This window comes from Bacillus coreaensis (assembly GCF_050586445.1).
GTDB lineage: Bacteria > Bacillota > Bacilli > Bacillales > Cytobacillaceae > Robertmurraya_A > Robertmurraya_A coreaensis.
On the sequence record NZ_JBOCCY010000001.1, the window covers coordinates 446,515 to 460,074 of the forward strand.

The 13,560-nt window shown below is 38.4% G+C and carries 14 protein-coding genes and 1 riboswitch; of the genes, 7 read left to right on the plus strand and 7 right to left on the minus strand.

What is annotated here, in order from left to right:
• Positions 1 to 35: 35 nt before the first annotated feature.
• From metH to ACQ5H4_RS02375, 4 genes are read right to left on the minus strand one after another with little or no spacing between them, the layout of a single operon-like run.
• Positions 36 to 3,488 (minus strand): methionine synthase, encoded by a 3,453-nt coding sequence (metH, locus tag ACQ5H4_RS02360; protein ID WP_430773378.1) that lies wholly within the window; start codon positions 3,486 to 3,488, stop codon positions 36 to 38.
• Positions 3,466 to 5,331, minus strand: coding sequence for a bifunctional homocysteine S-methyltransferase/methylenetetrahydrofolate reductase (locus ACQ5H4_RS02365; protein WP_430773379.1), 1,866 nt, complete (start codon positions 5,329 to 5,331; stop codon positions 3,466 to 3,468). The genes metH and ACQ5H4_RS02365 overlap by 23 nt, the downstream gene beginning before the upstream one ends.
• Positions 5,328 to 6,515, minus strand: coding sequence for a cystathionine beta-lyase (metC, locus tag ACQ5H4_RS02370; RefSeq protein ID WP_430773380.1), 1,188 nt, complete (start codon positions 6,513 to 6,515; stop codon positions 5,328 to 5,330). Before metC ends, ACQ5H4_RS02365 begins: the two co-directional genes overlap by 4 nt.
• A 2-nt stretch (positions 6,516 to 6,517) precedes the next feature.
• Entirely contained in the window at positions 6,518 to 7,624 is a 1,107-nt protein-coding gene (locus tag ACQ5H4_RS02375) for a methionine biosynthesis PLP-dependent protein (protein WP_430773381.1), read from the minus strand.
• Between the two features lie 80 nt (positions 7,625 to 7,704).
• A riboswitch (SAM riboswitch) is annotated at positions 7,705 to 7,809 on the minus strand.
• Between the two features lie 166 nt (positions 7,810 to 7,975).
• On the opposite strand from ACQ5H4_RS02375, the gene ACQ5H4_RS02380 reads away from it, so the two are divergent.
• Entirely contained in the window at positions 7,976 to 8,212 is a 237-nt protein-coding gene (locus tag ACQ5H4_RS02380) for a hypothetical protein (protein ID WP_430773383.1), read from the plus strand.
• 72 nt (positions 8,213 to 8,284) lie between these two features.
• Here ACQ5H4_RS02380 and sda read toward each other — a convergent pair whose 3' ends face one another.
• Entirely contained in the window at positions 8,285 to 8,419 is a 135-nt protein-coding gene (gene sda / locus ACQ5H4_RS02385; RefSeq protein ID WP_430773384.1) for a sporulation histidine kinase inhibitor Sda, read from the minus strand.
• A gap of 188 nt (positions 8,420 to 8,607) precedes the next feature.
• Here sda and ACQ5H4_RS02390 point away from each other — a divergent pair, with 188 nt between their 5' ends.
• From ACQ5H4_RS02390 to crcB (ACQ5H4_RS02410), 5 genes are all read left to right on the plus strand, one after another.
• A complete protein-coding gene (locus tag ACQ5H4_RS02390; protein ID WP_430773385.1) occupies positions 8,608 to 9,471 on the plus strand; it encodes a gamma-glutamylcyclotransferase family protein in 864 nt (287 codons plus the stop codon).
• 83 nt (positions 9,472 to 9,554) lie between these two features.
• Positions 9,555 to 9,788 (plus strand): hypothetical protein, encoded by a 234-nt coding sequence (locus ACQ5H4_RS02395; RefSeq protein ID WP_430773386.1) that lies wholly within the window; start codon positions 9,555 to 9,557, stop codon positions 9,786 to 9,788.
• 48 nt (positions 9,789 to 9,836) lie between these two features.
• Positions 9,837 to 10,040, plus strand: a complete 204-nt coding sequence (locus tag ACQ5H4_RS02400; RefSeq protein WP_119708680.1) for a DUF6501 family protein — start codon at positions 9,837 to 9,839, stop codon at positions 10,038 to 10,040.
• Positions 10,041 to 10,128: 88 nt separating this feature from the next.
• A complete protein-coding gene (gene crcB, locus ACQ5H4_RS02405) occupies positions 10,129 to 10,515 on the plus strand; it encodes a fluoride efflux transporter CrcB (protein WP_430773387.1) in 387 nt (128 codons plus the stop codon).
• Entirely contained in the window at positions 10,512 to 10,859 is a 348-nt protein-coding gene (crcB, locus tag ACQ5H4_RS02410; RefSeq protein WP_430773388.1) for a fluoride efflux transporter CrcB, read from the plus strand. Before crcB (ACQ5H4_RS02405) ends, crcB (ACQ5H4_RS02410) begins: the two co-directional genes overlap by 4 nt.
• Before the next feature lie 36 nt (positions 10,860 to 10,895).
• Here crcB (ACQ5H4_RS02410) and yidC read toward each other — a convergent pair whose 3' ends face one another.
• Positions 10,896 to 11,594: a membrane protein insertase YidC gene (yidC, locus tag ACQ5H4_RS02415; RefSeq protein ID WP_430773389.1), complete on the minus strand. Its 699-nt coding sequence runs from the start codon at positions 11,592 to 11,594 to the stop codon at positions 10,896 to 10,898.
• Positions 11,595 to 11,620: 26 nt separating this feature from the next.
• Entirely contained in the window at positions 11,621 to 11,911 is a 291-nt protein-coding gene (locus ACQ5H4_RS02420) for a hypothetical protein (protein WP_119708676.1), read from the minus strand.
• Positions 11,912 to 12,089: 178 nt separating this feature from the next.
• Between ACQ5H4_RS02420 and ACQ5H4_RS02425 the strand changes: the two genes are divergently transcribed.
• Positions 12,090 to 13,559 (plus strand): nicotinate phosphoribosyltransferase, encoded by a 1,470-nt coding sequence (locus ACQ5H4_RS02425; RefSeq protein ID WP_430773390.1) that lies wholly within the window; start codon positions 12,090 to 12,092, stop codon positions 13,557 to 13,559.
• Position 13,560 lies beyond the last annotated feature (1 nt).

Here is a 13,560-nt window from a genome sequence, read left to right on the forward strand (position 1 = left end):
GTGTTTAGCTTGTTAGGCTAAACACTCTCTAGCAATTACCTTAAAACATTGAAGTAACGGGCTTCTGGATGTGAAAATACCATCGCTGTAACAGAAGCTTCAGGTTCCATCATAAAACCTTCTGTTAATTGAATGCCTATTTCCTCAGGCTTTAGAAGCGAGAATAGTCTTGTTTGATCTTCAAGTTCTGGACAAGCTGGGTATCCGAAGGAGAAGCGTTGACCAGTATATTTAGCCGAGAATCGATCCTTCATCGTCATGCTAACCGGATCTGGGAATCCCCACTGGTCACGCATGAGGCGATGAATGAATTCTGCAAATCCTTCAGCAGTCTCTAACGCTAGAGCTTGAAGAGCATGATTTTCTAAAAACTTTCCAGCCTTTTTTAATTCTTCTGCGACCTGACGAATCCCTGTGCCTGCAGTTACTGCAAAGAAACCGACATAGTCCATTTCACCAGATTCAACAGATTTAACATAATCTGCTAAGCACAAAAATGGTTCTGATTCCTGACGAGGGAAAGTAAAGGTTTCAATAATTTCTGAATGATTTTCAGGATTATAAATATAGATACTCTCATCTTTTGATTGAGCAGGATAAAACTGATACACTGCTTGGGGTTTAATCCAACCCTTTTGTTTTGCATCTGCTTTGAGCTCATCAACAACATTTTTTACTTTCCACGCTTTTTCATCTTGAGCTGCTAATAGCTTTTCGATCGTTCCTTTTACCCCTAAATGATGACCAATAAGCATTTGTTCATTAATATATGGTTCAATATGAGCAAGGGAGTACTGTCGTAAAATATGTCTTTTAACGTCCTTTGGAACTTGAACGATAAAATCTCGTTTTGTTTTTGAGCGAACCTTAACGGCTGTAGCTGTAGCTGTTGAAGTACTTGTGTCGATGCTTGCACTAGATAAACGCTCTTGTTTTTCTGCATGCTCGATCTCTAGCTTTTTAAGCTCTTCTTCATCTTGGAGCTGGTTGGCAAGACTTAAGCCATTCATTGCATCCTTAGCGTACAAGACTAAACCATCGTACTCTTTAGAAATTTTCGTGTCAGTAAATTTTCTAGATAAAGCTGCACCACCAACTAAAATTGGAACATTAATTCCTGCTTGCTTCATGTCTTGAGCTGTCAGAACCATTTGTTGAGCGGACTTTACTAGTAACCCTGATAATCCAACAATGTCGGGATTTTCCTTTTTTATTGATTCGATTAGTGTAGTAGGGGTTACCTTTATACCTAAGTCAACTACATCATATCCATTATTGCTTAAGATAATATCCACCAAGTTTTTACCGATATCATGAACATCACCTTTTACAGTAGCTAGAATTACTTTCCCTTTTGATGCAGATGTATCTCCAGCTTCCATATGTGGTTCTAAGAAGGAAACGGAGGCTTTCATTACTTCAGCACTTTGAAGTACCTCAGCTACGATCAATTGATTGTCATTAAATAGGCGACCTACTTCCTTCATTCCATCCATTAATGGACCATTAATGATATCTAGTGGGGCAGGGTAGGATGATAAAGCAAGCTCTAAGTCAGGGATTAATCCTTCTTTTGTGCCCTCAACGATATAGTAAGCGAGTCTCTCCTCTAATGTCATATCCGGTAGCGTGCTTTTGGCTTCTTTTTTCTTTTCTCGGTAAAAATCTGTAAAAACAGCTAGTGTTTCATCTGTAGTATGGAAAAGAAGATCTTCAGCCAATTTTACTTCCTCAGGTGGAATACTTGCAAAACGTTCGAGTTTTTCTGTATTAACAATCGCGTAATCCAATCCAGCAACCGTACAGTGATAAAGGAAAACAGAGTTCAACACTTCACGGCCGACAGGTGGAAGACCAAAGGATACATTACTGATTCCCAATATTGTTTGAGTTTCAGGCATCGTCTCTTTAATCATTCGAATTCCGTCAACGGTTGCTTTTGCAGATCCAATATATTGTTCATCTCCGGTACCAACAGGGAAGACAAGCGGATCAAAAATAATATCCTGAGGAGGAACACCATATTTATTAACTAGAAGATCATAAGAACGTTTCGCTACCTCTAGTTTCTTCTCGGCAGTGACACCCATTCCTTTTTCGTCAATGGTCCCCACAACAATGGCGGCACCGTATTTGTGAATGAGCTTGGAAACCGATTCGAATTTTTCTTCGCCATCTTCCAGGTTAATGGAGTTGATGATGGCCTTTCCTTGAGAATAACTAAGTGCCTTTTCTAGCACATTATCATCCGTTGAATCGATAACTAAAGGAACCTTTACCTTTTTAACTACTTCTTGAATAAAGTTCTCCATATCAACGATTTCGTCTCGGTCGGGATCCGCCAAGCAGATATCGATAACGTGAGCTCCGTTTTTCACTTGTGCACGAGCAATTTCTGAAGCTTCCTCAATCTTACCTTCGCTAATCAATCTTTTAAATTTTCTAGACCCGATAACATTTGTTCGTTCCCCAACCATGATTGGTCGTAGAGTTGGATCATCGTATACAAATGGCTCTATGCCTGACACCATGTGGGTATGGTTTTCAATTCGTTGACGAGGCTTGTATTTTTTCATCTCATCAGAAATAGCTTTAATATGTTCAGGGGTTGTACCACAGCAACCTCCAACAATATTAATCCAGCCTTCAGCAGCAAAGTTACCAAGCTTTTTTGCTAGCAAATCAGGTGTTTCATGATAATGACCTTCTTCATCAGGTAAACCAGCGTTAGGATAACAACTGATTGCAGAGTTTGATAGGGAAGAAAGGGAACGAATATGATCCTGCATGAACTCAGGTCCTGTTGCACAATTTAGTCCAACTGCTATAGGGTTCATATGTTGAATGGAAATATAAAAGGCTTCAATGGATTGACCAGCAAGTGTTGTTCCCATCGGTTCGATCGTTCCTGAAATCATAATAGGGAGCTTGCGGTTACGAAGGTCGAAGGCTCTTTGAATTCCTAAAAATCCAGCTTTTACATTTAACAAGTCCTGGCTGGTTTCAAGAAGCAGTAAATCTACATTACCGTCTAGAAGACCGAGTACCTGCTCCTCATATGTTTCAACTAAAGCAGAAAAGGTTGTTCCACCTGTTACACTTAAAGTTTTGGTTGTAGGACCAAGGGACCCTGCGACAAAGCGTGGCCACTCAGGTGTAGATATTTGATCACACGCCTTTCTTGCTAGCTTGGCAGCGACCACATTTATTTCATACGCTTTAGTGCCTAAATCGTATTCATCTAATACTAGACTAGTTGCACCGAAAGTATTGGTTTCAATAATATCTGCTCCAGCGCGTAAGTACTCAAGGTGAATTTTTTCAATCACATCAGGGGCAGTGAGGTTTAAGATTTCATTACAACCCTCATACTCCTCTCCACCAAAATCCTTAGCTGTTAATGCTTCTTGTTGGAGCATCGTACCCATCGCACCATCCATGATGAGAATTCGTTTATTAAGTTGTTCATTTAACGATGCTGTTTGCATTCAGCTTCCTCCTTAACACTTGGCTGTTTATCGTATTTGTATAGGTAGCGAGCTGTGCGGTCATTTCATAGCGCATAAAAGGAGTAATTAAATAAATTCCATTAAACAATTCAGAAGCTGCGTCAATCAAGGACTTAGTAATAGCAATTCCTTCTTGAGCTGACTGAACAGGATCATCTTTTAAAGTAGCCATTAACTCTCTAATAGAATCAGAAATTTTTATTCCAGGTACTTCGTTATGAAGAAACTCCGCATTTTTACTCGATGTAAGTGGCATTAACCCAATGTAAATAGGTTGGTTGATATGCCTAGTTGCATGGTAGATCTCTAATAGTTTTTCCTCTGAATATACTGGTTGAGTAATAAAGTAATCTGCTCCATACTTTGCTTTCTTTTCCATACGTAAAACAGCTTTATCTATATATTTTACATTTGGATTAAACGCGGCAGCAACCGAAAATACGCCCTTTTCTCCTAAGTCCTTACCAGTAGGGGAAAGGCCCTCATTAAACTGCTTAATCATGCTAATGAGTTCGAAAGAAGAGACATCATATACTGATGATGCACCAGGAAAATCACCGACACGAGCAGGGTCGCCTGTAATAGCTAATATATCATGTAATCCTAGGGTATGAAGTCCCATCAGATGAGATTGAAGACCAATAATATTTCGATCACGACAAGTAATGTGAACAAGTGGTCGTAAGCCGATATTTGTTTTGGTCAATTGAGCCAAGCTAGTATTACAAATTCTTGGAGACGCTAGTGAATTATCAGCTAATGTAATAGCATCAACACCGGCTTCCTTAAGCGCTTGTGCTCCTTCAAAAAATTTCTTTGTGTTCAGCTTTCGAGGCGGGTCCAATTCAACAATGACTGATGATCTTTCTTTAACAATTTCCTGTAGAGGACGTTCCGTGCGTTTTGGTTGTACAGTTTTCACTTGAACCACTTCTTTTTTTACTTCAACTTGCTTTTCCGTCACCGGTGAAGTTCCTTTTAGTTCTGATGCAAATGCCTCAATATGGGCTGGAGTTGTGCCACAGCATCCTCCTAAAAGACGAACACCTTGAGCTCTGAATTCCTGTGCACTTTTTCGGAAATAATCCGCATCTCCTTCATAATGGAATTTCCCATCAGTGTACGTAGGAAGACTAGCATTTGGATATGCTGATAGAAGAGCCTTTTTAGGTAATTCAACTTGTTCCAAGCTTTCAAGCATATGATGGGGACCAAGACGACAGTTCACACCGACCACATCAGCACCAAGACTCTCTAAACGTAAGAGAGCTTCATTAATGGGTGTTCGATTTTGCATAATGCCAGGGACCTGCATGGAAACTTGAGCAATAATAGGTAAATTGGTTTCCTTTCTGGCAATGGATAGGACTGCTTCAATTTCATCTAAATCGTAGTATGTTTCAAGTAATAGGCCATCAATATCTTCCAGCAGCAAGTAATGTAGTTGCTGTGAAAAGCTTTGGACAATTTCCTCTAAAGAAAATGAGTTGGGGCGAATACCACGGTTACCACCAATGGTCCCGACAACAAAGCTTTCATTTGTAATGGCTTGCTTCGCAACTTTTACGGCAGCACGATTAATTTTTTCAACAGAGTCCTCAAGACCATATCTTTGTAGCTTTAAAGAGTTGGCAGCGTACGTATTCGTTTGTATAACATCCGCTCCTGCTCGTAGATAGGCCTTATGGATGTTAAAAATATCATCCGGATGCGACAGGTTTAACTCTTCAAAACAAGTATCTGTTCCATAAGAGTAGAGAAGGGTACCCATTGCACCATCACCAATGACAATGTCTTTTTTAAGTTTATCTAAAAGGCTCATCTTACTTTCTCTCCTTGGCAATTCGCGGCTATCGTTTCAAGAGCAGCCGTGAAGTCTTTAATGATATCATCTGGATGTTCTAGGCCAACAGAAAGGCGAAGCAGGCTTTGGCTGATTCCTCTTTTTAAGCGTTGTTCAATCGGCATTGCTGCATGGGACATTTTCGCCGGGTAAGAGAGGATCGATTCAACTGCTCCTAAACTAACAGCAAATACAGGGATCTCTGTTAATTCAACAAATTGTTTTACGGCTTCTTCACTTTCGAGTTCAAACGAAAGAACAGCTCCGGCCCCTTCTGATTGTTCGTTTTGTATTTCGTACTGTGGATGATCAGTAAGTCCAGGGTAGTACACTTTTTTCACAGAAGGATGGTCCTGCAAGAAGTGTGCTATTTTTAGTGCAGATTTCATTGAGAAGTCCATACGAACCGATAAGGTCTTTATTCCTCGTAACACTAACCACGCATCTTGAACGCCTAACACAGCGCCAAATGAGTTTTGTAAAAATCCAATCTGTTTAGCAAGATCAGGATCGTTAACAACGATCGCACCAGCAACTACATCACTATGACCAGAAAGGAACTTCGTGGCACTATGAAGCACCACATCCGCACCAAGAAGTAAGGGCTTTTGTAGAGCAGGTGTTAAAAATGTATTGTCAACAAAGGTTAAAGCTCCAACACTTTTAGCAATGTCACTAATGGCTCGGATATCTGTCACCTTTAAAAGGGGATTGGAAGGAGTTTCTACATAGAAAACCTTTGTATTCGGACGAATCGCCTGTTTAACTTCTGTGAGGTCCGTCATATCAACAAATGTGTGCTCGATTCCAAAACGCGAAAGAACTTCCGTCACCATTCTGTAGGTCCCACCATACACGTCTTCTGTGATCACCACATGATCTCCTTGAGAGAGAAGGAGAAACGCAGTCGAAATGGCTGCCATACCTGATGAAAAGGCATATCCGTTTGTACCTTCTTCAAGGTTAGCAATGACTGTTTCAAAAGCTTCGCGAGTTGGATTCGCACTTCGACCATAGTCGTATTTTCCAAACTCATCGACGCTATGCTGATGGAAGGTGGATGCATGTTGAATAGGAACGGAAACAGCACCGTTTGTTGGATCAAATTTATGTTCATTATGAAGTAGTTTTGTTTCAAATGAGAAATTGTGTTCTTTTGTCATTTTTATGCCTCCGAACTTAAACGAGTAAGAGCTTGGTCAATATCTTTAATTAAATCCTCCACGTCTTCAATACCAACAGAGAAACGAAGCAGGCGATTACAAACGCCTATTGAAAAACGAATTTCTTCCGGAATATCCGCGTGTGTCTGTGTAGCTGGGTATGTAATGAAGCTTTCTACACCCCCAAGACTTTCTGCAAACGTAATAAGCTTAAGATTTTGTAAAAATGAATTAACCCACTCTTCTTTTTTTATTCGGAAGGATAGCATGCCGCCGCGGCCTGGGTAAAGAACATCTACTACATTTTCATGATTCTTTAAGAAGCTTGCAAGTTCGCTTGCATTTTTTTCATGCTGTTTCATTCTAAGTGCTAAAGTCTTCATCCCACGAATAAGAAGCCAAGAGTCAAACGGACTTAAAACAGCTCCAATAGAGTTGTGGTGGAATCCAAGCTGTTCACAAACCTCTTTTCCTTTCCCGACGATCAAGCCAGCTAGCACATCATTATGTCCACCTAAGTATTTGGTAGCACTATGAATGACAATATCAGCTCCAAGCTCAATCGGTCTTTGAAGTAATGGAGTGTAAAACGTATTGTCGACAATTAATAAAATATTATATTTCTTCGCTAGTTCAGCAACCGCTTGAATATCCGTTTCTTCCATTAGAGGATTGGTTGGTGTTTCAATGAATATGGCTTTCGTTTTTTCTGTAATAGCCTGTTCGATAATGCTCACATCATGAGTTTGTACATACGTACTTGAAAGTCCCCATTTTTTAAATCCTTGCTCTAGAATTCGATAGGTTCCACCGTATAAATCTCTTGATACAATCCATTCGTCGCCAGATTCAAAGAGTGCAAGAATGGTAGTGATTGCAGCCATTCCGGAACTACAGGCAAATCCTTGGTCACCGCCTTCTAAATCAGCAATTGCTGCCTCTACAAGTTTTCTTGTTGGATTACCTGTTCGAATATAATCAAATCCAGTTGATTGGCCTATTCCTTCGTGTCGATAAGCTGTCGAAAAGTATACAGGTGGGTTTACTGTCCCAGTTTGAGTTTCACTTCTGTTTCCGATCTGCGCTACCTTTGTTTCATTTTTGTACATTTTAGTCTCTCCCAACATCCTAATAATAAAAAAAAGCCTTCTCTCTAAGAAGAAGACTTTGTTATCAACATGAGCCATTCTTCTTATCTTCCAAGTAAAATACTTGCTGGAATTAGCACCTTTTCAAAAAATTGATGGTTGCTGAGGCTTCATAGGGCCAGACCCTCGACCTCTCTTGATAAGAAATCAAAACATTTAATTTTTTCTAACTTTACTACAGTAAATCGCTAAGTGTCAATCTTTTTTACAAATTAACGACAATTTTGTTCACAATTTCCTAAAATTTACTATATGAATATTCAGAACATTTAATATATAATAAGTTTGAGAACAAAAAGTGGAGGGAAATTCATGCAAACGAAAAGCAGATGTCATCATCGGTATATGTTGAGTGAAGACGCCTTTTTTGTTACCGAGGATGGAATTGAATTGTTTATATCAGGTGAGGGTCTTCAAGGTTATCCTGTAGGTGGTCACGTGGATTTTCCTCTTGAAATGAGAGAAATGAATGAATCAGCTCAAAAGGAGAAACGTCTCTCCAGTCAACCACCGCAACAACTTTACTTAAATATGATCAATCAGTTATAGACGGGGAAACCCGTCTTGTTTATTTTCGAGGATAAATAAAACCACCGGCACTTGGGTGCCGGTGGTTGTGTCCTATGATTTAATTGTCGGTTTCAAATTTCTTTTCTCAATTTCCTTCTTCAAAAACTTCGCCCATTCTTTATCCTCACCTGACTTCAATGCATTCCGATACGAGACAACTAACATTTCATTACTCATAATCTTCATTTGCAAGCCTCCTTAAAATGGACTGAATTTTCTAGCTTTTTATCATTGTATCGGGTTTTAATCCATTTGAAAACCCAAAACTCTAGATTTACTGCCATAAAATTATTAATATTCTGTTACAGGATTTTCACGTAATGATTTTTTTCATGATAAAATATGGTAAATAGTTTGTACGATGGGGGAGAAGGATGGATACGATTACACTTTTTGTTTATGGTACATTAAGAAGACATGAAACGAATCACAGATTAATCAGAGAAGCTACTTGTATCGCTGAACAGGCATGGGTAAACGGTGAGCTTTTTGATACAGGTAACGGTTATCCTACACTAGAACTCAATGATTCCGGTAAGGTGCATGGAGAGTTATATGAAGTTAGTAAAAACCTTTTACCTCAGCTTGACGCATTGGAGGATTATGAAGAGGGTAAAGAGTCTAATTTGTATGACAGAACAAATGTTACCGTTCATACTGATAAAGGCACTAAAGTAGCGCTCGTGTATGTGAATGTGGATGAATCAAGCAAGGCTGAAAAAATCACCCACGGAGATTGGAAGTTACATAGATTCATGAAAAATCGTCCTGAACAAGTATATTACTTTGCATATGGTTCATGTATGGATGATGAACGATTCCGAAAAGCGGGGGTAGATCACTGTTTTAAAAATCTCGTCGGTGCTGCCGTTTTAAAGGGATACTCCATGAAATATCTTTTCAGAGTAAGTGATGGCGGAAGAGCAGATATTGTAGAAGATGGTGGTGAAACCGAAGGGGTAGTTTACTTAACTCCATATGAAGGGGTCGAGTATTTATTTGGTAGAGAGGGGTTCTATGGAGGATGGTATCGCCCTACCTTTGTAGATGTGGACATCGATGGAGAAATATTAAAGGATGTTTTGACATTCCATGTGTATAACAAAATGCCCGAAGTGTCACCCCCCGACCATTATTCGACCGAAATTCTTAGAGGGGCCAAAGGAAGATTGAGTGAAAGGTATTATCAATATCTACTAAAAGAACTTGATCGTCTAAAAAAATCAAGCAATAGTTAACTTTTTTATTGTACATCGGTTTAATACGAGTATCCATTGTGGTAAACACTTAATATCACCAACTTAAGAAAGTGGGTCAGAATATGAGTGGGAATCGAGAAAATGGCTATTATGAGCTGGTGTATAATAATCGACAATACAACTATCTAGAGTTTATTAGATTAGATACAATATGTGAAATTAGTTATATCACTTTAAAAAATATCTTAACAGGTGAATTTTTTACCTTTGAAGAAAACAAAGTTCGAAAAGTGACAAAAAGAAATTTTCGAATCAAGCCTTTAAAGAAGCATTTTTTAGAAAAAGTTGCTAAGTAGTTACTTCCTTTCTATAATAAGATAGATAATGTAAAAGGAGTGACTGTAGTGATTCATCTAAAATGGTCAGAGTCAGAAACAATAAAAAAGGTAACTTGTGTTCACACAAAAGCTGAAAAATATATTGTAGATAATAAATTAACACCAGGAAATGTGTACGAAGTAAAAAATGAAACAGAAGAATTTTACTTTATTATAGATAATAGTGGAAAAGTCGGCGGCTATTACAAGGATTATTTTAAAGAAGCTTAACATCAGACTACATAATACTGTTAGCAGGGTAGCTAACAGTATTTTCTTTTAATCTGTCATTTTTCTAATTAATAGGGTGAATATTATTATGAGGTTATTATTTGTAGGTATCGGTGGCTCCATTGGAAGTGTGTTGAGATATAGTATTTATTACAATATGTTAGCCATTAATGGAAAATGGTTACCATTTTTAGGAACATTACTTGCCAATTTGTTAGGAGCATTTGCACTTGGTTGGTTTACTTCTAGACTGTTGCTATCAAAAAAGCTCCCTGATGACTTAGCAGCTGCTATTGGGACGGGGTTAATTGGTTCTTTTACGACTTTCTCTACCTTAAGTGTGGAACTTAGCTCGCTTTTACAAGAGGGACAATATCTTCTAGCTATTTGTTATGTATTTATAAGTATGATAGGTGGCCTTGTCTGTGCATTTGGCGGCTTCCAAATAGGGCAGAAAAGGGTGGCTGTTCAATGAATTTCATACTAATCGCTGCAGGTGGGTTTATTGGAGCAAATGCTAGATATATTATTGGTCTACTTGCGAAAAAGTACATAAACGTTTCCATTCCTATTGGTACACTCTTTATTAATGCAATAGGTTCATTACTTTTAGGTTTGTTGGTAGGTAAGGGGATAAGAGGGGACGTTTACTCCTTTTTAGGAGTTGGATTTATGGGTGCTTTTACTACATTCTCTACATTCAAACTTGAACTGATACAGCTTTGGCAATCAAAAGAACATAAAGCATTCGTCCTATATTTGATATTGAGCTACGGGTTAGGAATTGTCCTAGCTTCAATTGGATTTATGATGGCATAAAAGAGGGTCTGCTCTTATTAGAGCAGACCCTTTTAACTATGCTTTTTCTGTATTAGCTGAAAGTGTTGGTGCAGGTGTTTGGTATAATTTTTTTCCTATTAGTGTTTGGATAATGAGGAAAGTACCCCCAACTGCCCAATAGAGAGGTAAAGCAGCAGGTGCATTAAATGAAAACATGACAATCATAATAGGTGAAAGGAGACCCATGAACTTCATTTGCTGCTGTTGTTGACCACTTATGTTAGACATAGACACTTTGAATTGTAAATAATACACAATACCAGCAATTGCAGTAATCCAAATATCTGACTCGCCTAAGTTGAACCATAAAAATGAGTGGGTTGCAATTTCGTGAGATTCTCGAATCGCGTAATAAAATCCCATTAAAATAGGCATTTGAATGAGCATGGGTAGACACCCCATCGCTAACGGGTTTACTCCGTGTTTTTGGTATAAACCCATCATTTCTTGCTGCAGTTTTTGTTGCTCTTTACTATCTTTTGTTTTCTTTATTTTTGCCTGGATACCATCTAATTCAGGCTTTAGTGCCTCCATTTTTTCTTTCATCTGCTGCTGACCTTTATACTGCTTAAGCATAAGCGGCATGAGCAGAAGGCGAACAATTAATGTAAGAAATATAATCGATAAACCGAAGCTTCCGTTAAAAAAAATCGCAATGGTATGGATGGCGTTTGAGAATGTGTTTACAAATACTGTTTGAAAAAATTCACTCATTTATCTTTCCTCCGTATCATTTTGTTTTATCTGGCTGAAGGAGGAAAGGTGCTATCTGTATCATCACTGCCTGCAACTTTTCGTCTAATGTATCGAAATATCCAGACTAGTGCAGGGTGTAGTTGGTGAGAGTATGTTCGCTCATAAACAAGTTGTCTATGTTCCGAGCTTAGATCGGTTGAGGAACAAACGGTATCAAGAAATTGGAACTCAATGTTCCAAATCCAAACCAATCGAAGGATCAGGCTGATCACGACAGAAGCATAAATGGTATACATTGTTGAAAAATTTGTTAAGTCAAATAGAATCTCATCCATCGAAATCACCTCACTTCTTTTGAATGTTCTCCTTATAAGTATAGTAAATCATAAACTCCTGCGCAAATACGAAGATAATAAGGATTTATTTTGACAATTTACTTAAAATCGTGACATTTAAAGGTAGTTTCGCTATGATAGGTTAAAATGCATTTTTGAAGTTAAGGAGATTTTAGTAATGAAACGTGACTATCCAGACGATAGCTTGACCTTACATACGGATTTATACCAAATCAATATGGCAGAAACTTATTGGGAGGATGGGATACACAACAAGAAAGCAGTATTTGACTTATATTTTAGAAATTTGCCTTTTGGAAATGGCTACGCTATTTTTGCAGGCTTAGAAAGGGTCATTGATTACATAAGAGGATTTCGGTTTACAGATAGTGATATTGAATATTTAAGCGAGGTCGCTCAATATAAGCAGGATTTTCTTGATTATTTAAAAACGTTAACCTTTACAGGAAATATCCGTTCAATGGTCGAAGGGGAAATTGCTTTTGGGAATGAGCCGTTATTAAGAGTGGAAGCTCCTTTAGCAGAGGCTCAGCTAATTGAAACGGCACTGCTTAATATCATAAATTATCAAACGTTAATTGCAACGAAGGCATCGAGGATTAAACAAGTGATCGGTGATGGAGTGGGAATGGAGTTTGGTACTAGAAGAGCTCAAGAAATGGATGCGGCTATTTGGGGTACAAGAGCAGCTTTTATTGGAGGTTTCCAGGCTACCTCTAATGTTCGTGCAGGAAAGATGTTTGGCATACCTGTAGCTGGCACCCATGCTCACTCTTTGGTCCAAGCCTATAAGGATGAGTATATTGCATTTCATAAATATGCTCGAAGACATAAGGACTGTGTGTTTCTAGTAGATACTTACGACACACTAAGATCAGGTGTACCAAATGCGATCAAAGTTGCTAAAGAACTTGGTGATAAAATTAATTTTCTTGGTATTCGTCTCGATAGTGGAGACCTTGCGTATCTTTCAAAAAAAGCTCGTGAAATGCTTGACGAAGCTGGATTCACGGAAACGAAAATTATTGCTTCAAACGATCTTGATGAGTACACCATCATTAACTTAAAAGCTCAGGGAGCTATGATTGATACGTGGGGAGTAGGTACAAAGCTAATCACAGCTTATGACCAAGCCGCGTTAGGTGCTGTTTATAAGCTCGTGGCCATTGAGGGTGAAAATGGAGAGCTTGTTGATACAATTAAAATTAGTGGTAATCCTGAGAAGGTATCTACCCCAGGTCTAAAGAGGGTATATCGGATTATTAATAATGAAAATCATAAATCTGAAGGAGATTATATTACATTGGATGAGGAACATCCAGAAGCGGAGTCTAGAATTAAAATGTTCCATCCAGTCCACACCTATATCAGTAAATTCATTACGAATTTCACAGCAAAGGATCTCCACGAGGATATCTTTATTAACGGAGAGCAAGTATATGAGGTACCAAGTTTAGTTCAAATGCAGAATTATGCAAAAGAAAATCTCAAACAGCTTTGGGAGGAATATACAAGAGCGCTAAACCCAGAGGAATACCCAGTGGATTTAAGTCAAAAATGTTGGGATAACAAAATGAGAAATATAGCAGAGATTAAGGCTAATATTAAATCTCAGAATATAAGATAAG

What these genes read in the sequence shown, in the direction of transcription:
- metH (WP_430773378.1), bottom strand. Translation starts at nt 3,488, where the DNA reads ATGCAAACAGCATCGTTAAATGAACAACTTAATAAACGAATTCTCATC.
- ACQ5H4_RS02365 (WP_430773379.1), bottom strand. Translation starts at nt 5,331, where the DNA reads ATGAGCCTTTTAGATAAACTTAAAAAAGACATTGTCATTGGTGATGGT.
- metC (WP_430773380.1), bottom strand. Translation starts at nt 6,515, where the DNA reads ATGACAAAAGAACACAATTTCTCATTTGAAACAAAACTACTTCATAAT.
- ACQ5H4_RS02375 (WP_430773381.1), bottom strand. Translation starts at nt 7,624, where the DNA reads ATGTACAAAAATGAAACAAAGGTAGCGCAGATCGGAAACAGAAGTGAA.
- ACQ5H4_RS02380 (WP_430773383.1), top strand. Translation starts at nt 7,976, where the DNA reads ATGCAAACGAAAAGCAGATGTCATCATCGGTATATGTTGAGTGAAGAC.
- sda (WP_430773384.1), bottom strand. Translation starts at nt 8,419, where the DNA reads ATGAAGATTATGAGTAATGAAATGTTAGTTGTCTCGTATCGGAATGCA.
- ACQ5H4_RS02390 (WP_430773385.1), top strand. Translation starts at nt 8,608, where the DNA reads ATGGATACGATTACACTTTTTGTTTATGGTACATTAAGAAGACATGAA.
- ACQ5H4_RS02395 (WP_430773386.1), top strand. Translation starts at nt 9,555, where the DNA reads ATGAGTGGGAATCGAGAAAATGGCTATTATGAGCTGGTGTATAATAAT.
- crcB (WP_430773387.1), top strand. Translation starts at nt 10,129, where the DNA reads ATGAGGTTATTATTTGTAGGTATCGGTGGCTCCATTGGAAGTGTGTTG.
- crcB (WP_430773388.1), top strand. Translation starts at nt 10,512, where the DNA reads ATGAATTTCATACTAATCGCTGCAGGTGGGTTTATTGGAGCAAATGCT.
- yidC (WP_430773389.1), bottom strand. Translation starts at nt 11,594, where the DNA reads ATGAGTGAATTTTTTCAAACAGTATTTGTAAACACATTCTCAAACGCC.
- ACQ5H4_RS02420 (WP_119708676.1), bottom strand. Translation starts at nt 11,911, where the DNA reads ATGGATGAGATTCTATTTGACTTAACAAATTTTTCAACAATGTATACC.
- ACQ5H4_RS02425 (WP_430773390.1), top strand. Translation starts at nt 12,090, where the DNA reads ATGAAACGTGACTATCCAGACGATAGCTTGACCTTACATACGGATTTA.